The organism is Duganella sp. BJB476 (genome assembly GCF_003416895.1).
Lineage (GTDB): Bacteria > Pseudomonadota > Gammaproteobacteria > Burkholderiales > Burkholderiaceae_D > Rugamonas.
Genome location: NZ_QVIO01000003.1, coordinates 206,249 through 230,402, shown reverse-complemented (window position 1 = coordinate 230,402; position 24,154 = coordinate 206,249). Strand labels below are relative to the sequence as shown.

Here is a 24,154-nt window from a genome sequence, read left to right as displayed (position 1 = left end):
ATGCCTATTCGATGATGGAAGTATCGAAGCCCGCCGGCAGCGCGCTCGGTATCCACGCATGGCCGGCATAGGCGCGCATGTGGCCGCCGGAGACGATCACCAGGTCCGATTGCTCGACCGCCAGCTGCGAGTGCCCCGCCTTGGGACGCTTGCCGGCGGCGGTGGTCAGCACGGCGAACTTGTCACCCAACAGGGTGCGCAGGTCGGGCAGGGCGGGTCCGTTCCAGCTGACGGCGAACACCGTGCCTTGCGTGTTCACATATTCGCGCACGACGGTGCCGCTATCGAGCGTGCTCTGGCTGACGGTGTAGACCGTGGTGCTGTCGGTAGTGGCCGCCGCGAGGCTGCGCCCCCCCTGCCTGACCGGCGTGGTACCGAAATTGGACGGGGCAGTGCCCAGCGCGGCATAGGCCAGCGCGCCTTGCAGCAGGGGGAGTAACAACATGAGTAAGAGTGCGCGGCGCATGAAACGCTCCTGTGCCTAAGATGTAGGCAGTGTAGAACGGCAGCGGGTTGGATAGCGTTAGCGATATGTAAGCAAACGTTACGATTGCCGCCAACGAAAACGGCGCCCGCAGGCGCCGTCGATGCAAGGAATAAAGAGCTTAGAACTTGACGTACAGACGGCCGAAGTAGGAAGCGCCGTTCAAACCGAACTGCACGCTTTCATACTTGAAACCGTTGTCGGTCTCGTCGGCGTTCTGCGACGTCGGCTTGACGTTGAAGATGTTGTTGCCGCCGAAGGTGAACTTCATGTTCTTGTTGATGGTGTAGGTGAAGCTCAGGTCGGCCGAGGTCTTCGACTCGTAGTGCTGGTTAGGCACGCCGGCTGCCGTACCGTCGAAGGTGCCCAAGGTTTGCGGACCGAAGTGGATGATCTTCAGGTCGCTTTCCCATGGGCCGGTCACGTAGTCGAAGCCCAGCGTGGCCTTGGAGCGTGGCGCGCCCTGCTCGATGTACAGACGTTCCTTCTCCGATAGCAGCACGTCCTCGAAGCCTTTCAGCGAAGCCGGCGCGTGGATGCCGGTCACTTCCGTCTTGCTGACGTTGAGCGCCAGGAAGGTGGTCAGCTTGTTGGAACCGAAGTTGGTCTTGTGCGACGCGGTCAGGTCCAGGCCCTGGGTCTTGGTGTCGACCGAGTTGACGAAGAACTGCGCCTCGCCCACGCCCAGCTTGGCCAGGCGCTCGGCCAGGTCAGGATAGGTGTCGGCATTGAAGCGGCCCGACAGCACGATGCGGTCCTTGATCTTGATGTTGTACAGGTCGGCGGTCACGGAGACGGCGGCGTTCGGCGTCCAGGTGGTGCCCAGCGTGAAGCTGGTCGACTTTTCTTCCTTCAGCTTCGGAATGCCGGCCGCGTTGGCGACGGTGCCGCCGTTGGGCGCCAGCACCACGTCGGTCGGCACGCCGCCGATGAAGTCGGTGAAGGTCGACGAGAAATAAACTTGTTGCAGCGACGGTGCGCGGAAGCCGGTGCTGCCCGAACCACGCAGCAGCACGCTGTCGGCCACGCGCACGCTGCCGGCCAGCTTGCCGGTGACGGTGGAGCCGAAGTCGCTGAACTTCTCGTAGCGGAGCGCGCCCTGCAGCTTGACGATCTTGCTCAGGTCCGCTTCCAGGTCGAGGTAGGCGGCGGTGCTGTGGCGCTTGGCGTTGACCTGGTCGGCCGGCTGGAAGCCGGGGAAACCCTGGCTGCCGGCGTTGCCGCCGAAGCCGATGCCGTCTACGTCGTTGTACGAGCCCGGCTCGCCGGCGAAGATCTTGTAGTTCTCGCTGCGGTATTCGCCGCCGAAGGCGACGTTCAGGCCGTCACCGACCAGGCCGTCATAGTAGTGGTTCAGGTCGAGGTTGGTGGTCAGCTGCTGGAACGAGAAGCCGCCCGCGTCGAAGCGGTCCGGGCTGATGCCCTTGCCGCCGGCCAGCAAGTCCTTGTTGGCGATCGAGGCGTTGATCGTATGGCTGATGTTGTAGCGCATCTTGTTGTAGCCATAGGTCTGCGACAAATCCAGGTTCCAGTCGCCGACCATGCTGCGATGGCCGAGGATGGCGTACTGGTCGTCGATGTCGGCGTTGATGAACGGCACGAAACCGTTCGGGTACATGGCCGCCGAGTTGCGGCTAGGGATGTCGTCGGAACCGATGCCGCCGCGCGCGAAGGCGGCGCTGGAGGCGTTGCGGGTCTGGCCGCCGGCGGTGAAGTACAGCTTGCCGGTGCCGGTGGTCGGCAGTTCGCCGTTCAGGTAGATGGTCTGGTTCTTGGTCTTGGTGTCGCCGATGATGCGCGGGTTGTCGGCTTCGGCGCGGTTGGAACGGCCGCGGTCCAGGTATTCGCCGGTGATGCCGAGCACGCCGCCGTTGCCGATCTCGAAGCCGCAGTAGGCCGAGGTCAGGTAGTTCTTGCCGTCGCGCCTAGAGTATTCGCTGAAGCCGGCGACGGCTTCGCAGCCCTTGCTTTTCTTCAGGCCGATGTCGATCACGCCGGCGATGGCGTCCGAGCCGTACTGGGCGGCGGCGCCGTCGCGCAGCACCTGCACGTCCTTGATCGCCAGCAGCGGGATGGTGTTCATGTCGGTGCCGGTGTTGCCGCGGTTGCGCGCGCCGAACAGGTTGACCAGCGCGGTGGTGTGGCGGCGCTTGCCGTTGACCAGCACCAGGGTCTGGTCGGAACCGAGGCCGCGCAGCGCGGCGGAGTCGACCAGGTCGGCGCCGTCGGAGCCGCTCTGGCGGGTCGAGTTGAACGATGGCGAGATGTAAGTCAGCGTTTGCGCCAGGTCGAACTGGCCGCCTTGTTCTGTGGACTTGCTCATCGGGATGATATCGACCGGCACCACGGTGTCGGTGGACGAAGTGGTCGCGCGGCGCGAGCCGACTACGCTGACCGATTGCATGGGGGTGTCTGGTTTGGCTTCCTGTGCTGTCTGTGCGAAAGCGGATGGTGCGAAGCTGAGGGCGGCTGCGCCGTAAAGGCTGAGCAGTACTGCATGACGTAATGGCGTGTTGGCGAACAAGTTTTCTCTCCCGTGAAAAATTTGATTCTAGTCAAATAGCTCATAAGGACATGACTTTTTTGATAATTTTGCAGCCAAACTTTATTTACTGTTGTTTTGCCGCGCCAGAGTGACTCCGGCACTACGTAGTGCTACGTAGTGCCATAGTTTTAGTCAATTATTGCTTCATCTATCAGGTAGCAATTGGCGTACGGTGTATTATACTGTATAAAAACACAGTATCATGATGCCGATTACCACACCGACCACGCAAGGCTTGCCGGCATATGCCGAGCTGTTCTGCCTGACCAATTTCTCCTTCCTGCAAGGCGCCTCCAGCGCCGAGGAGCTGGTCGCGCGCGCGGTGCAGCTGGACTATGCCGCGCTGGCCATCACCGACGAATGCTCGCTGGCCGGCGTAGTGCGCGCTCACGCCCAGGCCAAGGCGGCCGGCCTGCCGCTGCTGATCGGCAGCCATTTCCACCTGAAGCATCCCGACGGCAGCCCGGCCTTGTCGCTGATCGCGCTGGCGCAGGACCGCGAGGGCTACGGCAATCTCTGCGAACTCATCACGATAGGGCGCAACCGGGTCGCCAAGGGCAGCTACCTGCTCACGCCGGCCGACCTGGCCGCGCCGCCGCCGGCCTACGCCCACCTGCAAGGCTTGCCCGGCTGCCTGATGATCTTGCTGCCGCATTACCCGGCGTTCCAGCCGGACGACGTCGACCGCCTGCACGCGCAGGCGGCGTGGATGGAGGTGACGTTTCCGGGCCGTAGCTGGATGGGCCTGAACTTGTTGCAGCGCGCGCTGGACGAGGCGCACCGCCTCAGCATCGACGAGGTGGCGCTACAGCATGGCATGCGGGTGGTGGCGCTGGGGCATGTGTGCATGCATGTGCGTTCGCGCAAGCCGCTGCATGACACCTTGTGCGCGGTGCGGGTCGGCAAGCCGGTGGCCGAATGCGGCTACGCGCTGGCGCAGAACGCCGAGCAGCACCTGCGCTCGCGGCTGCGGCTGGCGAACCTGTATCCGCCGCAGGCGCTGGCGGAAACGCTGAGTATTGCGCAGCAGTGCACATTTAATCTGAGCCAGCTACGCTATGAATATCCGCGTGAGCTGGTGCCAGCAGGCCATACGCCGGCCAGCTATCTGCGGCAGGAAGTGTATGCCGGTGCGCAGCGGCGCTTTCCGGCCGGCGTGTCCGACAAGGTGCGCAAGCAGATTGAGAAGGAACTGGAGCTCATCGCGGAACTGGAATACGAGCCGTACTTCCTGACAGTCTACGATATTGTCCGTTACGCCCGGTCGCAAAATATCCTGTGCCAGGGCAGGGGATCGGCGGCCAACTCGGTGGTCTGTTATTGCCTTGGCGTGACCGAGGTCGATCCCGAGCGCAGCAATATGCTGACCGGGCGTTTCATTTCCAGGGAGCGCAACGAGCCGCCTGATATCGATGTCGACTTCGAACACCAGCGGCGCGAGGAGGTGATCCAGTACATCTACAAGAAATACGGCGCGGACCGCGCCGCGCTGGCGGCCGTCGTCATCAGCTATCGTCCGAAGAGCGCGCTGCGCGACAGCGGCAAGGCGCTGGGCGTGGATCTGGCGATCGTCGAGAAGGTGGCCAAGGCGCACCACTGGTTCGACAGCCGCAACGACCTGCTGGGCCGGCTGGCCGAATGTGGACTGGACCCGGAATCGCAACTGGCGCAGCAATGGGCCGCGCTGGCGATCGCCTTGCTGGGTTTCCCTCGCCACTTGTCGCAGCATCCCGGCGGCTTTGTCATCTCGCACGAAAAACTGTCGCGGCTGGTGCCGATCGAGGCCGCCACGATGGAAGGGCGTTGCGTCATCCAGTGGGACAAGGATGATCTGGAAGAGCTGGGGTTGATGAAGGTGGACGTGCTGGCTCTGGGCATGCTGTCGGCGCTGCGGCGCACGCTGGCGCTGGTCGGCGAACAGCGCGGCGCGCCGTTCACGATGCAGGACATCCCCAAGGAAGACACTGCCACTTACGACATGATGTGCGAGGCCGACACCATCGGCGTGTTCCAGATTGAGTCGCGCGCGCAGATGAGCATGTTGCCGCGCTTGCGCCCCCGGGAGTTTTACGACCTGGTGATCGAGGTGGCGATCGTGCGGCCGGGGCCGATACAGGGCGGCATGGTGCACCCGTATCTGCAACGGCGCATGCGGCGCGAGGAAATCCATTATCCGCCGAGGCTGAAGGAAGCGCTGGGCCGCACGCTGGGCGTGCCGATCTTCCAGGAGCAGGTGATGCAGATCGCCGTCATTGCCGCTGGCTTCAGCGAAGGCGAGGCGGACCAACTGCGGCGCGCCATGGCGGCCTGGAAGCGCAAGGGCGGCGTGGACAAGTATGAGCAGCGCATCAAGGACGGCATGCGCGAACGTGGCTACGAGGCTGATTTCGCCGATGCGATCTGCAAGCAAATCGAAGGCTTCGGCGAATACGGTTTCCCCGAGTCGCATTCCGCCAGCTTCGCACTGCTGACCTATGCCAGTTCCTGGCTCAAGTGCCACGAGCCGGCCGCCTTCCTGTGCGCGCTGCTGAATAGCCAGCCGATGGGGTTCTACAGCCCGTCGCAACTGGTGCAGGACGCCAAACGCCACGGCGTGCAGGTGCGCGAGATCGACGTCACCGTCAGCGGCTGGGATTCATCTCTGGAGGAGCGGGTGGGGCGGCGCAATCAACCGGCGGTGCGGCTGGGTCTGTCGCTGCTGAAGGGCATGCGCGCCGAAGCGGCCGAACGCATCGAGCAGGCGCGTGCCGCGCAACCGTTTGCCAGCGTGGCCGACCTGGCGCGGCGCGCCGACCTGGAGCGCCACGACCTGCAAGTACTGGCCGGTGGCAACGCGCTGCAACATCTGGCCGGCAACCGGCGGCAAGCCTTGTGGCAGGCGATCGGCGCCGTGCCGGACAAGGATTTGCTGCGCCCGACTATGCCGGACGAAGACATCCCGGTGTTGAAACCGCCGACGGAAGGCGAGGAAATACTGGGCGATTACCGCTCGCACGGCCTGACGCTGGGCAGGCATCCGCTGGCGCTGCTGCGTTCCAAACTGCTGGAGCACCGCTTCCTGCCGGCGTCCACGCTCAACACCTACACCAACGGCATGCTGGCGCGCGCCTGCGGCATGGTCACCGTGCGGCAGCGTCCCGGTACGGCCAAGGGCGTGCTGTTCATCACCATCGAGGATGAGACCGGCAACGTCAACGTCATCATCTGGCCGGCGCTGGTGGAGCAGCAGCGGCGCGAAGTATTGAGCGCGCCGTTGTTGGGAGTGTATGGCGTCTGGCAGCAGGAAGGCGTGGTACGCCACCTGGTGGCCAAGCGGCTGGTCGATATGTCCCATCTGCTGGGACGGCTGCCGACCGTCAGCCGTGATTTTTGCTAGCGTTGGCCGCGCCGTAAATGGACCGCCACCGTCGATTCGTCCCGACCGGACCAGCTGCTGAGCATGACGGGCACGCCGGCCTGCCGGCGCTGCGGACGTTGGCGATGGCGGTGAAGCAGCCAGCTGACGGCCAAACCGGCGCCGGCTGCGATCCCGCCCAGCACGATGATGGCGGCGAACATTATCGGAGACCGGCGCTGCGATTGCCGCTGGTGCCGTAGTAGGTATGGATCTGGCTGGCCCAGGTCTGGTTGGCCATATTGGGCCATTGGTCGCTGTTGAAGCCGGGTGCCGCTTCGATGCGTTCCTTGTCCAGGTTCAGCGTGAAGCGTTTGTTGACGGTGTCCAGGGTCAACGCTTCCCAAGGCACGGCGAACAGCTTTTCGCCCAACGTGAACACGCCGCCAAACGCCATCACCGCATAGGCGATGTTGCCGGTGCGCATGTCGAGCATGATTTCCTTGATCTCGCCCAGGTGCTCGTCTTGCAGGTTGTGGACGTGGTTGCCGATCAGCGTATCGGCGCCCATCAGTTCCGGACCGGGGCCTTTGTGGCCGTGGTCGACATACATGCCCAAGGCATCGAGTTCTTCGTAGTTCATCATGACCTCCCTGATTGAGTGAGTTGTCATTTTTGCCTTGTTGAGGGCGGCGGTCTGTACGGTGCAACACAGTGCTGGCGGATAGGCAAACTGGCTATTTTTGCACTTTCTTTCATAGGAGTTTCCCGCCCGATTGCGGATTTTTCCGGGCAGGAAGGTGAAGAATCGGACGTTTTAGGGTATAATTTCAATTTCCCGCACGTGCCGTTCGGCACCATCTGCAATGACCAAATTTGTCTTCGTCACCGGCGGCGTCGTGTCTTCCCTTGGTAAAGGGATTGCCGCCGCCTCTCTCGCCGCGATCCTCGAATCGCGCGGCCTCAAAGTCACCATGCTCAAGCTCGACCCGTATATCAACGTCGATCCTGGCACGATGAGCCCTATGCAGCACGGTGAAGTCTTCGTCACCGACGACGGGGCCGAAACCGACCTCGACCTCGGTCACTACGAGCGCTTCATCTCCACCCGCATGAAAAAGGTGAATAACTTCACCACCGGCCAGATCTACGAATCGGTGATCCGCAAGGAACGCCGCGGCGAGTACCTGGGCAAGACCGTGCAGGTGATCCCGCACATCACCAACGAAATCCAGGACTACATCCGTCGTGGCGCCGAAGGCTACGACGTGGCCTTGTGCGAAATCGGCGGTACCGTGGGCGACATCGAATCGCTGCCGTTCCTGGAAGCCGCACGTCAGCTGAGCCTGCGCGCTGGCCGCAAGAACACCGCCTTCGTCCACCTGACGCTGGTGCCGTTCATCGCCTCCGCCGGCGAACTGAAGACCAAGCCGACCCAGCACTCGGTGCAGAAGCTGCGCGAAATCGGCATCTCGCCGAACGCACTGCTGTGCCGCGCCGACCGCGCCATCCCGGAAGACGAACGCGCCAAGATCTCGCTGTTCTCGAACATCGAAGAGCAGGCCGTGATCTCCGTGTGGGACGTCGACACCATCTACAAAGTGCCACAGATGCTGCACGACCAGGGCCTGGACGCGATCATCTGCGAAGCGCTGGACCTGAACCCGGCCCCGGCCGACCTGTCGGTCTGGAGCCGTCTGATCTACACGCTGGAACATCCGAAGACCGAAGTGTCGATCGGCATGGTCGGCAAGTATGTGGAACTGACCGAGTCGTACAAGTCGCTGACCGAAGCGCTGCGCCACGCCGGCATCCACAACGAATCCAAGGTCAACATCGAGTACATCGACTCGGAAGAGATCGAGACCATCGGCTGCGCCGCGCTGGGCAAGTACGACGCCATCCTGGTACCGGGCGGCTTCGGCAAGCGCGGCGTGGAAGGCAAGATCATGGCCGCCCAGTTCGCCCGTGAAAACAAGATCCCTTACCTGGGCATCTGCCTCGGCATGCAGGTGGCGCTGATCGAATACGCCCGCCACAAGGCCGGCCTGACCACCGCCAACTCGACCGAGTTCGACCTGGAAACCTCGCAGCCTGTCGTCGCCCTGATCGACGAATGGCAAGGCCAGGACGGCAAGGTCGAGAAACGCGACGAGAATTCCGATATGGGCGGCACCATGCGCCTGGGCGCGCAAACCTGCGCCATCAAGCCGGGCACGCTGGCGTCGGAAATCTACGGCGCGGTGGTCACCGAGCGTCACCGTCACCGCTACGAAGCCAACAACCACTACCTGCCGCGCGTCGAAGCGGCCGGCCTGGTGGTCGCGGCCCGTACCCCGACCGAAGACCTGTGCGAAATCATGGAACTGCCGCGTACCGGCGAGAATTCGCACCCTTGGTACATGGGCGTGCAGTACCACCCAGAATTCAAATCGACCCCGCGTGACGGCCATCCGCTGTTCACGTCCTACATCAAGGCAGCACTGGCCCACAAGGCCGCCGGCGGCAACCGCCTGCACGCTGTGACCGATGCACTGCAAGGAGATGCAGCATGAAACTGTGCGGATTTGACGTTGGCCTCGACCAGCCGTTCTTCCTGATCGCCGGCACCTGCGTGATCGAATCGCGCCAGATGGCGTTCGACACCGCCGGCGCGCTGAAGGAAATGACGGCCGCGCTGGGCATTCCGTTCATCTACAAGTCCTCGTTCGACAAGGCCAATCGTTCCTCCGGTACCACCTACCGCGGTCCCGGCCGCGAGAAGGGCCTGGAGATCCTGGGCGACGTCAAGCGCGAACTGGGCGTGCCGGTGCTGACCGACGTGCACTCGATCGACGAAATCGCTGAAGTTTCGGCGGTGGTCGACGTGCTGCAAACCCCGGCCTTCCTCTGCCGCCAGACCGACTTCATCGTCGCCTGCGCCGAGTCCGGCCTGCCGGTCAACATCAAGAAGGGCCAGTTCCTCGCCCCGCACGACATGAAGAACGTCATCGACAAAGCCCGCCTGGCCGCCAAGGCCAAGGGCCTGAACGAAGACAACTTCATGGCCTGCGAGCGCGGCGCTTCCTTCGGCTACAACAACCTGGTCTCGGACATGCGTTCGCTGGCCATCATGCGCGAATCGAACTGCCCTGTGGTGTTCGATGCGACCCACTCGGTGCAGCTGCCGGGCGGTAACGGTACTTCTTCGGGCGGCATGCGCGAAATGGTGCCGGTGCTGTCGCGCGCGGCGGTGGCGGTCGGCGTGGCCGGCCTGTTCATGGAAACCCATCCCAACCCTGCAGAAGCCCTGTCGGACGGCCCGAACGCCGTGCCGCTGGGTCGCATGAAGGAGTTGCTGTCCACGCTGATCGAGCTGGACCGCATCACCAAAAAAGCTGGCTTCCTGGAAAACAGCTTCAACTAATGCAACATACCTGGCGTACGAGTTTTCGTATGAGTGGCGCTCTTGCGCCGGGTACAATTCCCGTTATTTCGTCCGCAACGCGCATCAGAACGCGTAGCGACTTCGCATCGCCTAACTTTGGAGAATGACATGAGTGCTATTGTTGACATCATCGGACGTGAAATCATTGACTCGCGCGGCAATCCTACCGTCGAGTGCGACGTGCTGCTGGAATCGGGCGTCATGGGCCGCGCCGCCGTACCGTCGGGTGCATCGACCGGTTCGCGCGAAGCGATCGAACTGCGTGACGGTGATCCGAAGCGTTATTTCGGCAAGGGCGTGCTGCAAGCCTGCGAGAACATCAACACCGAAATCTCGGAAGCCATCATGGGCCTGGACGCCAATGAGCAAGCTTTCCTGGACCGCACCCTGATCGACCTGGACGGTACCGAAAACAAGGCACGCCTGGGCGCCAACGCCATGCTGGCCGTGTCAATGGCTGTCGCCAAAGCCGCCGCTGAAGAAGCCGGCCTGCCGCTGTACCGCTACTTCGGCGGTTCGGGCGCGATGCAACTGCCAGTGCCGATGATGAACGTCATCAACGGCGGCGCGCACGCAGACAACAACCTGGACATCCAGGAATTCATGATCATTCCAGTCGGCGCCCCTTCCTTCAAGGAAGCGGTCCGCTACGGCGCCGAAGTGTTCCACACGCTGAAAAAGATCCTGCACAAGAAGGGTCTGAGCACCTCCGTGGGCGACGAAGGCGGTTTCGCGCCATCGCTGGCCAACCATGAAGAAGCGATCAAGCTGATCATCCAGGCGATCGAAGAAGCCGGCTACGAGCCAGGCACCCAGATCGCCATCGGCCTGGACTGCGCAGCTTCCGAGTTCTACAAGGACGGCAAGTACGAGCTGGAAGGCGAAGGCCTGAGCCTGACCGCCACCGAGTTCACCAACCTGCTGGCGACCTGGTGCGACAAGTACCCGATCATCTCGATCGAAGACGCGATGCACGAAGGCGACTGGGACGGCTGGGCGATCCTGACCAAGGAACTGGGCAAGAAGATCCAACTGGTGGGCGACGACCTGTACGTCACCAACACCAAGATCCTGAAAGAAGGCATCCAGAAGGGCATCGCCAACTCGATCCTGATCAAGATCAACCAGATCGGCACCCTGACCGAAACCTTCGCCGCCATCGAAATGGCCAAGCGCGCCGGCTACACCGCCGTGATCTCGCACCGTTCGGGCGAGACCGAAGATTCGACCATCGCCGATATCGCCGTTGGCATGAACGCCCTGCAGATCAAGACCGGCTCGATGTCGCGTTCGGACCGCATGGCCAAGTACAACCAGCTGCTGCGTATCGAAGAAGATCTGGGCGATATCGCTTCCTACCCAGGCCGCGACGCGTTCTATAATCTGAAGTAATTAAGCAAGCGCGGCCGGACAACCTCCGGCCGCTGTCGACTCCATGCGTTTGATCACCCTCGCACTGGCAGCCCTGCTGCTGTTGATACAGTACCCACTATGGCTGGGGAAGGGGGGATGGCTGCGCGTGAAGGACTTCGAGGGCCAGGTCGACACCGCCCACAAGAAAAACGCGGAACTGATCGCCCGCAACGCCAAGCTCGACTCCGAAGTGCGCGACCTCAAGGACGGCACCGGTGCAGTGGAGGAGCGTGCTCGCTACGAGCTCAGCATGATCAAGCAAAACGAAATCTTCATCCAGATCGTCGGCAAAGGCCAGGCCGCCGCACCGCCGCCGCTGGCGCCCAAACCTCCCGAAAACTGAGTCATCCATGACGATCCGTGCTGGCATACTGCTGATGTTGGCCACGCTTGTCCCCCTTGCGCATGGCGCAGGCCTTTGCACGCCGCTGCGGGTTGGCTATATGGACCAGAACCGTCCGCCGTACTGGATAGGCGAGGGCGAGCAAGTGCCTGAACCGCCGGGTGCGGCGGTCGACCTGATCCGCAACGCGGTGATGGGTTCCGGCTTCAACTGCCTGCCGACGCTGGTGCGCTTGCCGGTGGCGCGCCTGCGGGTGGCGCTGGAAGCGGGCGACATCGACATGACGCCGCTGGGCGAGCAGCCCAGCTACGCGGCCGAGATCGCGCTGCCGCGCGACAAGGACGGCAACGTCGACCGCAACCGCGCGCTGCACAACACATTGGTGGTGCTGGTGCGCGTCAAGGACAAGCTGCCGGCTAGCACCAATCCCAACGACTACTTTCGCGGCAAGGTGCTGGGTTCGGTGCAAGGCAATGGCTACAATGTCCGCCTGCGCGAATCGGGCCTGACGCTGGACGACGGCGCCCGCGACCTCGAGCGCAATATCGAGAAGCTCAAGCTGGGCCGGGTGGACGGCGTGGTGGTCAACCTGGTCAAGCCCGAGCACCTGGCGGCCACGCTGAAACGTTATCGCGGCGTGGTGGTGCAGCTGCCGCAGCCGTTGATCAACACGCGGCTGTGGCTGGCCTTCAACGCCAATTATTATCGCGCCCATCACGAGCAAGTCGAAGCGCTGTGGAGTTGGCTGGATTCGCACCGCGGCCGCCTCGGCGACGTGATGCAAAAATACCGCAAACCGGAGTAAGCCGATGACATCCCATTTGAACCACCTGAGCGCGATCAGCCTGTTTGTCGAAGACGTGGCGGCGGCCAAGGCATTTTATCTTGAAGTATTTGGCGTGCCGGTCGTGTACGAGGACGCGGTCTCGGCCGCGCTCAAGTTCAACAACCTGATCGTCAACCTGCTGCACACGGGCAGCGCGCCGGAGATCATCGCGCCGGGCGTGGTGGCGCCGCGTGACGCCGGTTCGCGCTTCCAGATCAGCATCTGGGTGCCGGATGTGGATGCGGTCTGCGCGCAGCTGCAACAGCGCGGCGTGACCGTGCTGGCCGGACCCGTCAATCGTCCGTGGGGCATGCGCACCGCTAACTTCGTCGACCCTGCCGGCCACAGCTGGGAGGTCGCACAACAACTTTTACAAGCGCCGTAGCGAGCACGCTTAAGCTAGAATAAGCGCCCACATCGTCATTCGAGTTCTGGTTTGAGAGTCTTATTTTTTGCAGGAGCGCTGGCGGTGGCCGGCATCGCCAACGCGGCAACCATCGGCCCGCATGCCAAAGGCGATCAGGTGTTGCGGGCACAGGTGCTGCTGGACCGCGCACACTTTTCGTCCGGCGAAATGGACGGCGCCTACGGCAGCAATATGCGCCAGGCCATACGCGGCTTCCAGAAGCTGCACCAGCTGCCGCTGACCGGCGTGGTCGATGCCGCCACCTGGACCGAGCTGGAGCGCGACCAGGCGCCGGTGCTCGATACCTACACCATCACTGCGCAGGACGTCGCCGGTCCCTACACGCCGGTCCCGGCCGGCATGATGGCCAAGGCCAAGCTGCCCGCGCTGGGTTACGCCAGCCTGGCCGAGGCGCTGGGAGAACGCTTCCATAGCAGCCCGGATCTGCTGCGCCGCCTCAATCCCGGCAAGTCGCTGACGCGCGCCGGCACCCAGCTGACCGTACCCAACGTGGCCGCCGCCAAGCCGCTGCCGAAAGCCAGCTCCATTCTGGTCGATGCGCGCGAAGGCACGCTGACCCTGCTCGACGCCAGCGGCATGCCGTTCGCGCAGTTCCCCGCCAGCACCGGTAGCAAGCACGATCCATTGCCCGAAGGCCGCTGGCAGGTGCGCGGCGTCGCCACCAATCCCGAATACCGCTACAACCCCAAGCTGTTCTGGGACGCCAAGGCCGGTGACGCCAAGGCCCGCATCGCGGCGGGTCCCAACAATCCGGTCGGCCTCGCATGGATAGAACTGAGCAAGGAACACTACGGCATCCACGGTACGCCCGAGCCGGGCAAGATCGGCAAGACCCAATCGCACGGCTGCATCCGCCTCACCAACTGGGACGTGATGGCGGTAGTGCATTCGATCGCGCGCGGGGCGGTGGTGCTATTGCAATAGTGGTGACATTTCAATAGATTTCTAGATAGTAATTTTTTGTACAATCGGCGGGTCGATTCTTCATGAGAACAATCCTCCATGTCCCGAACATTACTGACTATCACTTTGCTGTGCGCCTGCGCGAGCGGTCACGCGCAAATCTACAAATGGGCCGACGCCCAAGGCCGCATACACTACACCGACAACAAGGACGATGCCGGCAACGCGCCGATCGCCGAGTTGAAAATGAACGGTGAGCCGACCGTGCTGCCGGCGCCGCCAGCCAATGGCCCGACCTGGCAGCAGCGCGACGCGGAATTCAAACGCCGCCAGCAATACAAGCTGCTGGCGCCTAACTATCGTCCGCGCCAGCAGCCCGCGCCGCAGCAGGTGGCCAGCCGACAGTCCTGACTATCTCGCGCCTGCCGCCGCCGGGCTGTTTTACAATGGCGGTGGAGGTGCATATGACTATTCATCTTGATCATTTGTTGGTGCCGGTGCGCGACAAGCTCGCGGCGGCAAAGCAGCTGGCGGAATTGCTGGACGTGCCGTGGTCGCCCACCGGCGTCGGTCCGTTCGCGCCGGTGTTCGTCAACGACGGCCTGACCATCGACTTCGACCAGTGGCCGGAACCCATCCCGCTCCAGCACTACTGCTTCCGCGTCGAGCAGGCCGAGTTCGACGCCATCCTCGGCCGCATCAAGGCCGCCGGCATCCCATACCGCAGCTCGGTGTTTGCCGATATGGACTACCAGGTCGGCAGCTACAACGGCGGCAGCATCGTCTACTGGAGCGAGCCCGGCGGCCACCAGTGGGAAATCCTGACCGTCAGCTACGCCCGTCCAGAAGCCTGAAGCGCCCGCGTCGGCAGCGCAAAAGCGCAGCGCCGTGTATGCTTGCGTCCAGCGGCAGCGGATCGCAAGGCCGGATTTCTGGAAGGAGCGCAGTTGAAAACAATCGGACTGATAGGCGGCATGAGCTGGGAATCGACGGTGCCTTACTACCGTCAGGTCAACGAGACGGTCAAGCAGCATCTGGGCGGGCTGCATTCGGCCAAGGTGGTGCTGTACAGCGTGGACTTCCATGAAGTCGAGCGCTTGCAGCATGCCGGCGACTGGGACGCGGCCGGCGCGTTGTTGGCCGACGCCGCACGCTCGCTGCGCGCCGCCGGCGCCGATTTCCTGGTGCTGTGTACCAACACCATGCACAAGGTCGCGCACGCCATCGAAGCGGCGGTGGACATTCCGCTGTTCCACATCGCCGACCCCACCGCCACGGAAATCAAGCACGCCGGCTACGGCAAGGTCGGCCTGCTGGGCACCCGCTTCACGATGGAGCAGGCCTTCTACAAGGACCGCCTGCACGAGCGCCACGGCCTCGACGTGATCGTGCCGGACCAGCACGACCGCGACATCGTCCACCGCATCATTTACGAAGAGCTGTGCCTGGGCCGCATCGTCGACGCCTCGCGCGACGAGTACCGCCGCATCATCGCCGGCTTGGTGGCGCAGGGCGCACAGGCTATCATCCTGGGTTGCACCGAGATCTCGCTGCTGATCGCGCAGGCGGACGCCGACGTGCCGCTGTTCGACACCACCGCCATCCACGCGCGCAAGGCCGCCGAGTGGGCGCTGGCTTAACTACTGGAGAAAAAGATGAAATTAATCGGCATGCTCGATTCCCCCTATGTCCGCCGCGTGGCGGTGACCTTGCAGTTGATGGGCGTGCGCTTCGAGCACCAGTCGCTGTCGGTGTTCAGCACCTTCGAGCAGTTCCGCCAGCTCAATCCGGTGGTCAAGGCGCCGACCTTCGTGGCCGACGACGGCACCGTGCTGATGGATTCGACGCTGATCGTGCAGTACGCGGAAGCGCTGGCGATGCCGGCCAGCCGCCTGACGCCGTCGATGCCGACCGAGTTGCTGCGCTCGCTGCGCGTTCTGGGCCTGGCGCTGGCCGCCTGCGACAAGGGCGTGCAGCTGGTGTACGAGCGCATGGTGCGCCCGGCCGAGAAGCTGCACCAACCGTGGGTGGAGCGCGTGACCGTGCAGATGCTGGCGGCCTTCGATGCGCTGGAAGCCGAGCTGCGCGCCCATCCGTTGTCGGCGGCGCAGATGGACCACGCCGGCGTGATGACGGCCGTGACCTGGCACTTCATGCAGCAGATGCTGCCGGAAGTGGTCGATGCGTCGCGCTATCCGCTGCAAGCTGAATTCTCGCGCCAGGCCGAAGCATTGCCTGCCTTCCACGCTGCGCCGCACGGCGACAGCACTTATGTCGCCTGACGCCATGCCCGTATCGAGCTATCTGAACACCAGCCCCGTCCTCGGCGAGGACATCTATCTGCACGCCTCCGCGCAAGTGATCGGCGACGTGCGCATCGGCCGCGACAGCTCGGTCTGGTGCAACACCGTGCTGCGCGGCGACGTCAACCGCATCGTCATCGGCGCGTGCAGCAATGTGCAGGATTTCGCCATGGGCCACGTCTCGCACAAGAACGCCGCCAAGCCGGACGGCTCGCCGCTGATCATCGGCGACTACGTCACCATCGGCCACTCGGTGCTGCTGCACGGCTGCACCATCGGCAACGAGTGCCTGATCGGCATGGGCTCCATCATCATGGACGACGTGGTCGTGCAGGACCGCGTGATGGTCGGCGCCGGCAGCCTGGTCTCGCCCGGCAAGGTGTTGGAGAGCGGCCACCTGTACGTTGGCCGCCCGGCGCAGAAGGTGAGGGCGCTCACCGCCGAGGAGATCGCCTACCTGAAGTACTCGGCCGAGCACTATGTGCGCGTGAAGAACAACTACCTCGCCGGGCAATAGCTCAATGCGTTTGCTCAACGGCGAACGCTGAGCCGGATTGTAGTGCGAGGTGCGGCTGCTATAGTGGTGATAGTGATCAGACGTGGAGGCCGTATGGACATTCGGTTCGATATCACCGCTGGCTTCGATGCCGACCTGGTGAAATTTTCTGCCTCCGACCGAAAACTGATTGCCGCCAAACTGAACCGGTACAGCGCAATGTTGGATGAAAGCGGCAGCGTCCCGAGCTCACGATTTTTTCGACGGCATACTGTCGTGTTGCCTGGGGCGCTGGAGTCGAGTCTCTATTCCTTGCGAATCAACGAGCGTATCCATGTTGTGCTGACCATGGAGCATGACCCTGTGTTTGAGCGGGTAGTTTGGACCCTGCTGCGCGTGGTATCTCGTTCAGGATTTGATCAAGCAATTGAGTCTGCCATTGACCTTCTTTATCCTGATCTTTCGGCCCGGGGATGGCAACATGCCTGAAAAGAAACCACTTGCAGATCATTTCGGCGTTATCTACGACGCGCAAAAAATATTGCCCGATGACCGGCATCGCTTGCAGTTCCTCGCGGGGCTTGTCGAACTTGAGAACAACGAATGCCACAAGTCGAAACAATTTCCCGTCACTCGCCTTCACAAAGTGCGAGGTGTACAGCAGGCGATTTACCGTGCCGACGTGGACAAGATATCGGGCTGGCGGTTCCACGTGCAGTATGACGCAGGCATATTGCATTTGAGAGATATCGTTGCAGGCTCACAGCACGATAACGCACTTCAAGTAATCCGATCAAAAAAGAGCCGTTACAGCTGAGAGCTTGCCCGACTGCAGAGCAGGGGCAGTTCCAGCAATCGGCCAAGATGGCAGGTTACCGAAATTGCCCCCGACAACTACCTGGCGGGCTGATCCTGCTGTATTTTCTGGCTCATCCAGTAGCCGAAATCGACGTCGATATTCTCCAGCAGCGCCACGAAATTGGTGGTCTGGCTGGTCAGGAGCGCGGCCGATTGCGAGACCAGATTGCCCTGTTTTTCCATCAGCTTGGACATGGTATTGGCCTGCTTTAGCTGCCCATAATCCTCGACCAGAATCGCGCAACCCTTGTGCCAGTCCTGGTTCTGGTCGTACAGGCGCAGCGCTATGGCTGCCTGCAACTGCGTCCACTCGCTCCAAACGCTGGGATTCCAGAGCTTCGCCGCCAGCGCCAAGGTCATGGCGCCGTTGTTGACCAGGTGGGTGGCGTCTTTTTGCACCAGTCTTTGCGCGGTCATCGCGTGCGCCAGCGGCGCAAACGTGTTCGACGCCAGCGCCATGGATTCGGCGGCGACGCCTTCTTTTGGCAGGGAATTCGATCCGGTAGAAATGGGAAATTTGCTCATGACATACTCCGTAGTCGCTCAAGCGCAAAGGCGGTCAAGCATGGCGTGGATCGCTTTGATCTGGACGGCATCGCGCGAATAGTAGGGTGAGTTTTCGTCCTTGTTGCTGTAGCCCCACCAATCCCAGCAGCCATCCGGATTCTGGATCTGGCCGTTGTCCGTGCCTTCGGCCTGCGGGTAGAGCACGATGATGTCGTTGCTTTCGGCGATGTGGTTGTAGCCGGTCGTGGTGATGTAGCGGTTGCCGTATGGCGGCTGGTTGGCGGTGTCGGCGCGGCCGTTGACGTAGTCGGTGTAGTTGTAGCCTTGCTTGCAGCCGTGCAGGGCGATGTGCACGCGCGGTTCCTTCACTTCGCCGGCCAGCACCCTGGACGGGATATAGGCGTAGCCGAAGTGGCTCATGCTGGCCCACGGCGCATCCGCGCCAAGAAATTCCCGCTGGTCGAAACACAGCAATTTCCCGGTGAGCTGCTCGGCGGGGTCTTTCAAGTCGTCATAAATATGCCGCAGGATGTCGTGCGATTGCATGAAGCCGCCGTTGTTGATGTAGGGCGGCTGATTGAGATCGAGCTCCGAATCTTCCGGGTTGTCCGTGATGATGCTGTGGCCTGCGGGCACATCGTCACGGTAGCTGATATTTTTCTGCTGCACCCCCAGCATTTCGTAGAACTGCCGGGTTCTCTCCACGACGTCGGAATACACCACGTCGTCCTTGCTGCCGGTGAAGATGTAGAGCCTGTCGTCGGCGAGATTGGCGATGTCGTCGATCAGCCCCGCATCGGCCGTGTCCTTGGCCATGGCGACCAGGCGTTGCGCATCCGGGCCGGTTTGCGGGGTCAGCGGATTCATGCAGATGTACATGGAGTTCTCGATGCGCGAATCTTCCGCCGTCACCGGCCCGACTGGCTGGTAGGTCTCGGCGCAGCGGAACGGGCCGCCGGCGATAATGCCCGCACCGGCAAAGCTGGCCGAGCGCGCCAGATGCAACTGCACCGTCATGAAGGCCCCGGACGACAGGCCTGAGATGGAATTATTCTGTTTCGACGCCTTGTACGATCCGAGTTGAACAATTTTCCCGTTTGCATTTGCAGCCATCGTGGACCTCCTGGTGGGGTTGAATCATCGCGTAGAAGCGGTATTCTGCGGGCGCCCCATGGAAGGCGGTTGAGCCATATCAAGCTACCCGAAGATTGAATAGATGCTTGTAAATGAGAATCATTATTGTTAAGATGTGTTTTTGCCAGCAATCGCCGTAGGTCCGAGAGCCAGCCGTCACCCCACTCTTGGAACTCTATGGCCGCTATCACTTCGGGCGCCCGGCATACGGCCGCGCCTTTGTCCCTACACGCCGTCACGCTGGCGGTGCAATCCGCCTTGTTGACCCTGCTGGGAGCCGCGCTGCTGCCCGCCCATGCCGCCGAAGCCGCCGATCCGCCCGCCGCGACGGCGCTGGGCGAGATCCTGGTCAAAGCCAAGCGCGATGACAGCGGCAACACCCGCAGCGGCGCCACCGTCGTCATCGGCGCCGAGCAGATCAGCCAGAACAACGCCATCGACATGGCCAACATCGCCCGCTATTCGCCACTGATCAGCGTGCCGGCCGCCGCCAGCGGTTCCGGCAATATCTGGGATGGCGCCGGCAATACCGGCTTCAATATCCGCGGCGCCGAAGGCAACCGCGTCAGCCTGGAACTGGACGGCATCGCGCTGCCCGACGCCGCGCCCAAGCCGGACGGCACCAGCACCAACGCCTTCGGCATCGGCCGCGACTACTTCGATCCAGAAATCTTCCGCGAAGTGCGCATCGGTTCCGGCACCAGCCCGGCCGGCGCCGGCACGCCAGGCATCGGTGGCTCGGTCTCGTTCATCACCAAGGCGCCGGAAGACTACCTGAGCACCCGCAACCTCTACGCCGACTACAAGTTCGGCTACACCTCCGACCACGCGCAGCGCATGCACGCGGTGACCGCCGCCGCCAAGCTCAGCGAAAACCTGAAAGGCCTGATCGTCGGCGTGCACCGCGAAGGCGAGCAAAGCAAGAGCAAGGGCAGCGCGCCGCAAAACCCGGACGACTGGAGCTCCGACGCCGTGCTGGCCAAGCTGAACTGGAAGCTGGCGCGCGACCAGCAACTGAACTTCACCGTCGACAACTACAAGGCCCAGCACGACCGGGTCTTCGCCAACAAACTGGGTCCTTCCTATCCGGAGGGCACGACCCAGGATTCGCGCACCGAGCGCACCCGCTACAGCATCGAGCATCACTACACGCCGGGCTCCGGCCTGCTGTTCGACACGCTGGACACCCGCGCCTACACGCAGAACTCATCGGTGGTGGACCTGACCCGCGCCAGCTACCTGACCGGCGGCCAGCCTTATCTGCGCAATATCTCGACCGGCTTCTACAACAACAGCAAGGGCCTGGCGCTGGACGCCAGCAAGCAGCTCGATCCATTGAGCATGCTGAGCTACGGCATCAGCTACGAGCAACAGGAGTCGCGCCGTCCGTGGCTGGAAGACCGCACCGTCATCAAGACCGGCGCGCACCAGATCACCATGAAGAACCGCATGGCCGACATGGACACCGATAAACTGGCCGCCTACGTACGCGGCGAGTTCGGCTTCACACTGCTCGGCCACCAGGCCACGCTGACGCCCGGCCTGCGCGGCGAGCAGCGCAAGCTGACGCCGAAGAACCTGGCGGCCTACCTGATCGCCGTGCCGAGCGCGGCCAAGGAGATCACGGAGAGCACCGACTCCTTCTTCACGCCGAGCCTGAACCTGTCGGTTGAACTGGCGCCGGGCTTCAGCGCCTATGGACAGTACAGCCGCGGCACCCGCCTGCCGACTTCGGCCGAACGCACCGGCACCTACGATTCCTTCAGCTATACCGGCGCCGGCAATGGCTACGCGGTGCTGGGCAATCCGAACCTGAAAAAAGAAACCAGCAACGCCTTCGAGCTGGGCCTGAAAGGCGGGCCAAACAGCGGTGTGGAGCTGAGCTCGTCGGTGTTCTACACCCGCTACAGCAACCTGATCGAATATGCCGCGCAAGCGCCGGATCCGGTCAACTATCCGACCATCACCTTCGGCCTCTACCGTCCTGAAAACGTCGGCAAGGCCACCACCTGGGGCGGCGAGGTCAGCAGCCGCTTCCTGCTGGGCCAGTGGATAGCGCCGATGAAGGGCTACAGCGTGGCACTGGCCGGCGGCGTATCGCGCGGCACGGCGGAGAACCGCCTGACCGGCAAGAAGGGCGAGCTGTCGTCGATCCAGCCGTACAAGGCCAACGCCACTTTCGCCTACGACGATCCAGCGCTGCGCGGTGGCGCGGCCTTCGTGGTCAGCACCGTGCGCGGCAAGAAAGCGGGCGACGACATCATCGCCGACGCCGCCGTCGCGCGCTTCGCCGTGCCCGGCTCGACGGTGATGGATCTCACCGCCTACTGGAACATTGGCAAGCACGCCGTCATCAACGCCGGCGTCTACAACCTCGGCGACAAGAAGTACTGGGATTACGCGTCGGCGCGCGGCCTGCCGGCCGGCACCACCGCCGCGACGCTGGCCGATATCGAACGCAATGTCCGTCCGGGCCGCAACTACGCGGTCAACCTCAAAGTGATCTACTAAGGAGTCCACATGAAAGCTCATCACCGTTTTGCCCTGGCGCTGACCGGCGCCTTGCTGCTCACTAATCTGCCGGCCAACGCCGCCAGCCTGGCCGAGCGCTACGACGCGCTGCGTGCCGAACAACCTAAGCTGCAACTGCGCGACGCCGCCAAGACGCTCAACGTTTCCGAGGCCGATCTGCTGGCGGTCGGCATCGGCAAGACCGTCACCCGTTTGCAGGAAGGCGAGAACGTGCCGCGCGAAATCATGCGCCGCGCGCTGGACCTGGGCACCGTCATGGCGCTGACCCGCAACGACAACGGCGTGCTGGAACGCACCGGCGTCGCCACCCGCCTCAAGCCGCAGGAAGAAATCGTCGGCCTCGACGCCGACAAGGAAAAGGAACGCGAAGCCCGCCTGCGCAACATCGCCGGCGGCTACCTGGGCGGCGAGATCGACCTGCGCTTCACCTTCAAGAACTGGAAGTACGCGTTCGCAGTGGTCCAGCCGGGCAAGGATGGCGTGGTCACGCGCAGCCTGCAATTCTTCGACACCCACGGCAACGCCGCCCACAAGATCTACGTGAAGAGCGAAGCCGGCGTGCCGGTGTTCGACAAACTGGTGGCCGAGTTCCGCAACCCGGTGCAGAGCGCCGACCTGAAAGTGACCGCCGCGCCGGCCAGGGCGGCCGAGAAGCCGGACAGCGCGGTCGACGTCAAGGAATTCCAGATGGCGTGGAACGAGCTGACCGACGTCCACCAGTTCAACCGCTTGCTGACCGAGTTTGGCGTCTCGCGCGAGCAGGCGATGCGGCTGGCGCCGGCCAGCGCGGTGCGGCGCGTCACGCCGCTGGCGGTGCGCCAGTTGCTGGAAGAATCGGCCAAACAGAAACTGGACATCATGGCCTTCCTCGGCAATGAATCGACGATCCAGATCTTCAGCGGCAAGGTCAACAAGGTGCAGGAAGCGGGCGGCTGGTTCAATGTGCTGGATCCGGAATTCAATCTGCACCTGCGCGACAACGCCTTCAACAGCGGCTACGTCATCAAGCGCGCCGGCGTGACGTCGGTGGAGTTCTTCGACAAGAACGGCGAGCTGGTGGTGAGCTTCTTCGGCGTGGGCGAGCGTAACAAGCCGCAGCCGCAGAGCTGGGTCGACATGACGGCCGCACTGCCCAAGCCGGATAGCGCCGCACGCCAGGCCAGCCGCTGATTGCTTTATTGCTAATGTTTGGCTATGCTGGGTCTTCATCGAATCGAGGAGAATTCCATGTGGACCCATGTATCAAGCATAGAAACCAGCGCCACGCCGGCGCAGGTCTGGGCGCTGTGGTCGGACGTCGCCGGCTGGAAGCGCTGGAACCCCGGCATCGTTAATATCGAGTTGCACGGACCGTTCGCGGAAGGCACCAGCTTCACGATGCAGGTGCCGGGTGACGACATCTTCACCAGCACCCTGCGGGCTGTACGCGAGAACCAGGAGTTCACCGACGAGACCGTCGTTGACGGCAATCGCGTACTGGTGTCCCACCGCATCGAGGCGCTGCCATCGGGCCAGGCGCGCATCAGCTACAGCACCGAGATCACCGGACCGCAGGAGGCCGAGTTCGGCCCGATGGTGGTGGGCGACTTTCCCGAAGTATTGGGCGCGTTGAAGCGCCACGTGGAAATCCGCGCGGCCGAAGAGCGCCTGCGGCTGGCCATGCTGGCCTCGGACGTGAAAGAGCTGGACCGGATCCTGGCCGACGACCTGCTGTTCACCAACCACATGGGGCAGGTCGTCAGCAAGGCGCAGGACCTGGAGCTGCACCGTTCCGGCACGCTGCGCTTCCGCAGCGTTGAAACGGAGGAGTTGCAAGTGCTGGGCAATGCGGCGCTGCCGATGACCTCCATCTGCGTCAAACTCGACGGCTCATACGGCGGACAGGACTTCGATGCCTTGCTGCGCTTCACCCGCATCTGGCGACAAGCGGATAACGGTCAGTGGCAACTGGTCGTTGTCCACAGCAGCGCGGTGCTGTAAATACAGTACTAGTAGTGGTATCGACAAGAAATGATCACCAAGTCCTCTTCCGTGGCTTCGTAGACCAGGCGGTTTGTCTCATCTATTCGCCGGGACCATAAACCAGAGAGGCTATGCCTTAACGCCTCAGGCTTGCCGATGCCACTGAAGGGGTCTCTCTGCGCGTCTTTAATTAAATCATTGACGCGTTTGAGTGTCTTCCTGTCTTGCGTTTGCCAATAGATGTAGCTGTTCCAGGCCTCATCAGTAAACTTCACGTTGCGCATATTGCGCTTACTCCGCAGCGGGAATATCGATGAGTTCCCGCTGCTGCGCCTGACCTGCGCGTGCCTGAGCGATTGATTTTGCCAGGTGCGCCGCGTTAGCAGGCGAACTCAACAAATGCACAGTCTCCATAAGGCTGCTGTAATGGTCGAAGGACATGACTACTGCATCTGGCGCATCGCGGCGCGAGATAATGGTGACGTCTGCATCCTCGACCACCTGGTCGATCACAGTGCGCAGATTGCTGCGAGCATCGGAAAAATTGATGATTCTCATTTGGCACTCCATCGCCTCAATTTAGGTAATTCACCTGTACTGTAAATCGTACAAGTTAAAGTCTACACGAACAAACGCAAAGTAACGGTTGATTTTTTAAGT

The 24,154-nt window shown here is 62.5% G+C and carries 26 protein-coding genes; 18 read left to right on the top strand and 8 right to left on the bottom strand.

What is annotated here, in order from left to right; genetic code table 11:
- Positions 1-4: 4 nt before the first annotated feature.
- Together D0T21_RS14400 and D0T21_RS14395 are read right to left on the bottom strand one after the other, a co-directional pair.
- Entirely contained in the window at positions 5-466 is a 462-nt protein-coding gene (locus tag D0T21_RS14400; protein WP_116990298.1) for a DUF2844 domain-containing protein, read from the bottom strand.
- 139 nt (positions 467-605) lie between these two features.
- Positions 606-2,888, bottom strand: a complete 2,283-nt coding sequence (locus D0T21_RS14395; RefSeq protein ID WP_373886672.1) for a TonB-dependent receptor plug domain-containing protein — start codon at positions 2,886-2,888, stop codon at positions 606-608.
- A 343-nt stretch (positions 2,889-3,231) separates the two neighbouring features.
- Between D0T21_RS14395 and D0T21_RS14390 the strand changes: the two genes are divergently transcribed.
- Positions 3,232-6,405 (top strand): error-prone DNA polymerase, encoded by a 3,174-nt coding sequence (locus tag D0T21_RS14390; protein ID WP_116990296.1) that lies wholly within the window; start codon positions 3,232-3,234, stop codon positions 6,403-6,405.
- Here the strand turns inward: D0T21_RS14390 and D0T21_RS14385 are convergent.
- On the bottom strand, positions 6,402-6,587 hold the full coding sequence (locus D0T21_RS14385; RefSeq protein ID WP_116990295.1) for a hypothetical protein: 186 nt from the start codon (positions 6,585-6,587) through the stop codon (positions 6,402-6,404). The genes D0T21_RS14390 and D0T21_RS14385 overlap by 4 nt on opposite strands.
- Positions 6,587-7,006 (bottom strand): PRC-barrel domain-containing protein, encoded by a 420-nt coding sequence (locus D0T21_RS14380; RefSeq protein ID WP_116990666.1) that lies wholly within the window; start codon positions 7,004-7,006, stop codon positions 6,587-6,589. The genes D0T21_RS14385 and D0T21_RS14380 overlap by 1 nt, the downstream gene beginning before the upstream one ends.
- A 223-nt stretch (positions 7,007-7,229) precedes the next feature.
- On the opposite strand from D0T21_RS14380, the gene D0T21_RS14375 reads away from it, so the two are divergent.
- The 14 genes from D0T21_RS14375 to D0T21_RS14310 all read left to right on the top strand — a co-directional run bounded on the left by D0T21_RS14375 (position 7,230) and on the right by D0T21_RS14310 (position 17,318).
- Positions 7,230-8,918 (top strand): CTP synthase, encoded by a 1,689-nt coding sequence (locus tag D0T21_RS14375; protein WP_116990294.1) that lies wholly within the window; start codon positions 7,230-7,232, stop codon positions 8,916-8,918.
- Positions 8,915-9,769, top strand: coding sequence for a 3-deoxy-8-phosphooctulonate synthase (kdsA, locus tag D0T21_RS14370; protein ID WP_116990293.1), 855 nt, complete (start codon positions 8,915-8,917; stop codon positions 9,767-9,769). Before D0T21_RS14375 ends, kdsA begins: the two co-directional genes overlap by 4 nt.
- A gap of 129 nt (positions 9,770-9,898) precedes the next feature.
- Entirely contained in the window at positions 9,899-11,182 is a 1,284-nt protein-coding gene (gene eno, locus D0T21_RS14365; protein WP_116990292.1) for a phosphopyruvate hydratase, read from the top strand.
- 43 nt (positions 11,183-11,225) lie between these two features.
- The gene (ftsB, locus tag D0T21_RS14360) at positions 11,226-11,546 is read left to right on the top strand and encodes a cell division protein FtsB (RefSeq protein WP_116990291.1); all 321 of its coding nucleotides are present in this window, start codon (positions 11,226-11,228) and stop codon (positions 11,544-11,546) included.
- A gap of 7 nt (positions 11,547-11,553) precedes the next feature.
- On the top strand, positions 11,554-12,351 hold the full coding sequence (locus D0T21_RS14355) for a transporter substrate-binding domain-containing protein (protein ID WP_229211477.1): 798 nt from the start codon (positions 11,554-11,556) through the stop codon (positions 12,349-12,351).
- A 4-nt stretch (positions 12,352-12,355) separates the two neighbouring features.
- Positions 12,356-12,757, top strand: coding sequence for a VOC family protein (locus D0T21_RS14350; protein ID WP_116990289.1), 402 nt, complete (start codon positions 12,356-12,358; stop codon positions 12,755-12,757).
- Between the two features lie 51 nt (positions 12,758-12,808).
- Positions 12,809-13,723, top strand: a complete 915-nt coding sequence (locus D0T21_RS14345; RefSeq protein WP_116990288.1) for a L,D-transpeptidase — start codon at positions 12,809-12,811, stop codon at positions 13,721-13,723.
- A 78-nt stretch (positions 13,724-13,801) separates the two neighbouring features.
- A complete protein-coding gene (locus tag D0T21_RS14340) occupies positions 13,802-14,113 on the top strand; it encodes a DUF4124 domain-containing protein (protein WP_116990287.1) in 312 nt (103 codons plus the stop codon).
- Between the two features lie 53 nt (positions 14,114-14,166).
- Positions 14,167-14,556, top strand: coding sequence for a VOC family protein (locus tag D0T21_RS14335; RefSeq protein WP_116990665.1), 390 nt, complete (start codon positions 14,167-14,169; stop codon positions 14,554-14,556).
- Positions 14,557-14,649: 93 nt separating this feature from the next.
- On the top strand, positions 14,650-15,342 hold the full coding sequence (locus tag D0T21_RS14330) for an aspartate/glutamate racemase family protein (RefSeq protein ID WP_116990286.1): 693 nt from the start codon (positions 14,650-14,652) through the stop codon (positions 15,340-15,342).
- A 15-nt stretch (positions 15,343-15,357) separates the two neighbouring features.
- Positions 15,358-15,984, top strand: coding sequence for a glutathione S-transferase N-terminal domain-containing protein (locus D0T21_RS14325; RefSeq protein WP_116990284.1), 627 nt, complete (start codon positions 15,358-15,360; stop codon positions 15,982-15,984).
- Between the two features lie 4 nt (positions 15,985-15,988).
- A complete protein-coding gene (locus D0T21_RS14320) occupies positions 15,989-16,522 on the top strand; it encodes a gamma carbonic anhydrase family protein (RefSeq protein ID WP_116990664.1) in 534 nt (177 codons plus the stop codon).
- A gap of 93 nt (positions 16,523-16,615) precedes the next feature.
- Complete coding sequence (locus D0T21_RS14315; protein ID WP_116990282.1) at positions 16,616-16,990, top strand: hypothetical protein; 375 nt, start codon at positions 16,616-16,618, stop codon at positions 16,988-16,990.
- Positions 16,983-17,318 carry a hypothetical protein gene (locus D0T21_RS14310; protein ID WP_116990280.1) on the top strand — a complete coding sequence of 112 codons (336 nt, stop codon included), beginning with the start codon at positions 16,983-16,985 and terminating at the stop codon, positions 17,316-17,318. Before D0T21_RS14315 ends, D0T21_RS14310 begins: the two co-directional genes overlap by 8 nt.
- A 77-nt stretch (positions 17,319-17,395) precedes the next feature.
- Here the strand turns inward: D0T21_RS14310 and D0T21_RS14305 are convergent, their stop codons facing one another.
- Both D0T21_RS14305 and D0T21_RS14300 read right to left on the bottom strand, forming a co-directional pair.
- A complete protein-coding gene (locus D0T21_RS14305; protein ID WP_116990277.1) occupies positions 17,396-17,884 on the bottom strand; it encodes a hypothetical protein in 489 nt (162 codons plus the stop codon).
- An 18-nt stretch (positions 17,885-17,902) separates the two neighbouring features.
- Entirely contained in the window at positions 17,903-18,979 is a 1,077-nt protein-coding gene (locus tag D0T21_RS14300) for a poly(3-hydroxybutyrate) depolymerase (RefSeq protein WP_116990275.1), read from the bottom strand.
- Positions 18,980-19,177: 198 nt separating this feature from the next.
- On the opposite strand from D0T21_RS14300, the gene D0T21_RS14295 reads away from it, so the two are divergent.
- The 3 genes from D0T21_RS14295 to D0T21_RS32435 are packed head-to-tail and all read left to right on the top strand — an operon-like array spanning position 19,178 to position 23,512.
- A complete protein-coding gene (locus tag D0T21_RS14295) occupies positions 19,178-21,511 on the top strand; it encodes a TonB-dependent receptor domain-containing protein (protein ID WP_116990272.1) in 2,334 nt (777 codons plus the stop codon).
- A gap of 9 nt (positions 21,512-21,520) precedes the next feature.
- Positions 21,521-22,702 (top strand): hemin-degrading factor, encoded by a 1,182-nt coding sequence (locus D0T21_RS14290; protein ID WP_116990271.1) that lies wholly within the window; start codon positions 21,521-21,523, stop codon positions 22,700-22,702.
- 57 nt (positions 22,703-22,759) lie between these two features.
- Entirely contained in the window at positions 22,760-23,512 is a 753-nt protein-coding gene (locus D0T21_RS32435) for a DUF4440 domain-containing protein (protein WP_116990268.1), read from the top strand.
- A gap of 8 nt (positions 23,513-23,520) precedes the next feature.
- On the opposite strand, the gene D0T21_RS14280 is transcribed toward D0T21_RS32435, so the two are convergent.
- Together D0T21_RS14280 and D0T21_RS14275 are read right to left on the bottom strand one after the other, a co-directional pair.
- Entirely contained in the window at positions 23,521-23,778 is a 258-nt protein-coding gene (locus D0T21_RS14280; protein ID WP_116990267.1) for a Txe/YoeB family addiction module toxin, read from the bottom strand.
- A gap of 7 nt (positions 23,779-23,785) precedes the next feature.
- On the bottom strand, positions 23,786-24,052 hold the full coding sequence (locus D0T21_RS14275) for a type II toxin-antitoxin system Phd/YefM family antitoxin (protein WP_116990663.1): 267 nt from the start codon (positions 24,050-24,052) through the stop codon (positions 23,786-23,788).
- Positions 24,053-24,154: the final 102 nt, after the last annotated feature.

Excerpts from the sequence above, each read along its gene's own strand:
- D0T21_RS14310 (WP_116990280.1), top strand. The coding sequence starts at position 16,983 with ATGCCTGAAAAGAAACCACTTGCAGATCATTTCGGCGTTATCTACGAC.
- D0T21_RS14305 (WP_116990277.1), bottom strand. The coding sequence starts at position 17,884 with ATGAGCAAATTTCCCATTTCTACCGGATCGAATTCCCTGCCAAAAGAA.
- D0T21_RS14315 (WP_116990282.1), top strand. The coding sequence starts at position 16,616 with ATGGACATTCGGTTCGATATCACCGCTGGCTTCGATGCCGACCTGGTG.
- D0T21_RS14335 (WP_116990665.1), top strand. The coding sequence starts at position 14,167 with ATGACTATTCATCTTGATCATTTGTTGGTGCCGGTGCGCGACAAGCTC.
- ftsB (WP_116990291.1), top strand. The coding sequence starts at position 11,226 with ATGCGTTTGATCACCCTCGCACTGGCAGCCCTGCTGCTGTTGATACAG.
- D0T21_RS14355 (WP_229211477.1), top strand. The coding sequence starts at position 11,554 with ATGACGATCCGTGCTGGCATACTGCTGATGTTGGCCACGCTTGTCCCC.
- D0T21_RS14340 (WP_116990287.1), top strand. The coding sequence starts at position 13,802 with ATGTCCCGAACATTACTGACTATCACTTTGCTGTGCGCCTGCGCGAGC.
- D0T21_RS14390 (WP_116990296.1), top strand. The coding sequence starts at position 3,232 with ATGATGCCGATTACCACACCGACCACGCAAGGCTTGCCGGCATATGCC.
- D0T21_RS14375 (WP_116990294.1), top strand. The coding sequence starts at position 7,230 with ATGACCAAATTTGTCTTCGTCACCGGCGGCGTCGTGTCTTCCCTTGGT.
- D0T21_RS14275 (WP_116990663.1), bottom strand. The coding sequence starts at position 24,052 with ATGAGAATCATCAATTTTTCCGATGCTCGCAGCAATCTGCGCACTGTG.
- eno (WP_116990292.1), top strand. The coding sequence starts at position 9,899 with ATGAGTGCTATTGTTGACATCATCGGACGTGAAATCATTGACTCGCGC.
- D0T21_RS14295 (WP_116990272.1), top strand. The coding sequence starts at position 19,178 with ATGGCCGCTATCACTTCGGGCGCCCGGCATACGGCCGCGCCTTTGTCC.
- D0T21_RS14325 (WP_116990284.1), top strand. The coding sequence starts at position 15,358 with ATGAAATTAATCGGCATGCTCGATTCCCCCTATGTCCGCCGCGTGGCG.
- D0T21_RS14400 (WP_116990298.1), bottom strand. The coding sequence starts at position 466 with ATGCGCCGCGCACTCTTACTCATGTTGTTACTCCCCCTGCTGCAAGGC.
- D0T21_RS14350 (WP_116990289.1), top strand. The coding sequence starts at position 12,356 with ATGACATCCCATTTGAACCACCTGAGCGCGATCAGCCTGTTTGTCGAA.
- D0T21_RS14280 (WP_116990267.1), bottom strand. The coding sequence starts at position 23,778 with ATGCGCAACGTGAAGTTTACTGATGAGGCCTGGAACAGCTACATCTAT.
- D0T21_RS14395 (WP_373886672.1), bottom strand. The coding sequence starts at position 2,888 with ATGCAATCGGTCAGCGTAGTCGGCTCGCGCCGCGCGACCACTTCGTCC.
- D0T21_RS14380 (WP_116990666.1), bottom strand. The coding sequence starts at position 7,006 with ATGAACTACGAAGAACTCGATGCCTTGGGCATGTATGTCGACCACGGC.
- D0T21_RS14300 (WP_116990275.1), bottom strand. The coding sequence starts at position 18,979 with ATGGCTGCAAATGCAAACGGGAAAATTGTTCAACTCGGATCGTACAAG.
- D0T21_RS32435 (WP_116990268.1), top strand. The coding sequence starts at position 22,760 with ATGTGGACCCATGTATCAAGCATAGAAACCAGCGCCACGCCGGCGCAG.
- D0T21_RS14320 (WP_116990664.1), top strand. The coding sequence starts at position 15,989 with ATGCCCGTATCGAGCTATCTGAACACCAGCCCCGTCCTCGGCGAGGAC.
- D0T21_RS14385 (WP_116990295.1), bottom strand. The coding sequence starts at position 6,587 with ATGTTCGCCGCCATCATCGTGCTGGGCGGGATCGCAGCCGGCGCCGGT.
- kdsA (WP_116990293.1), top strand. The coding sequence starts at position 8,915 with ATGAAACTGTGCGGATTTGACGTTGGCCTCGACCAGCCGTTCTTCCTG.
- D0T21_RS14290 (WP_116990271.1), top strand. The coding sequence starts at position 21,521 with ATGAAAGCTCATCACCGTTTTGCCCTGGCGCTGACCGGCGCCTTGCTG.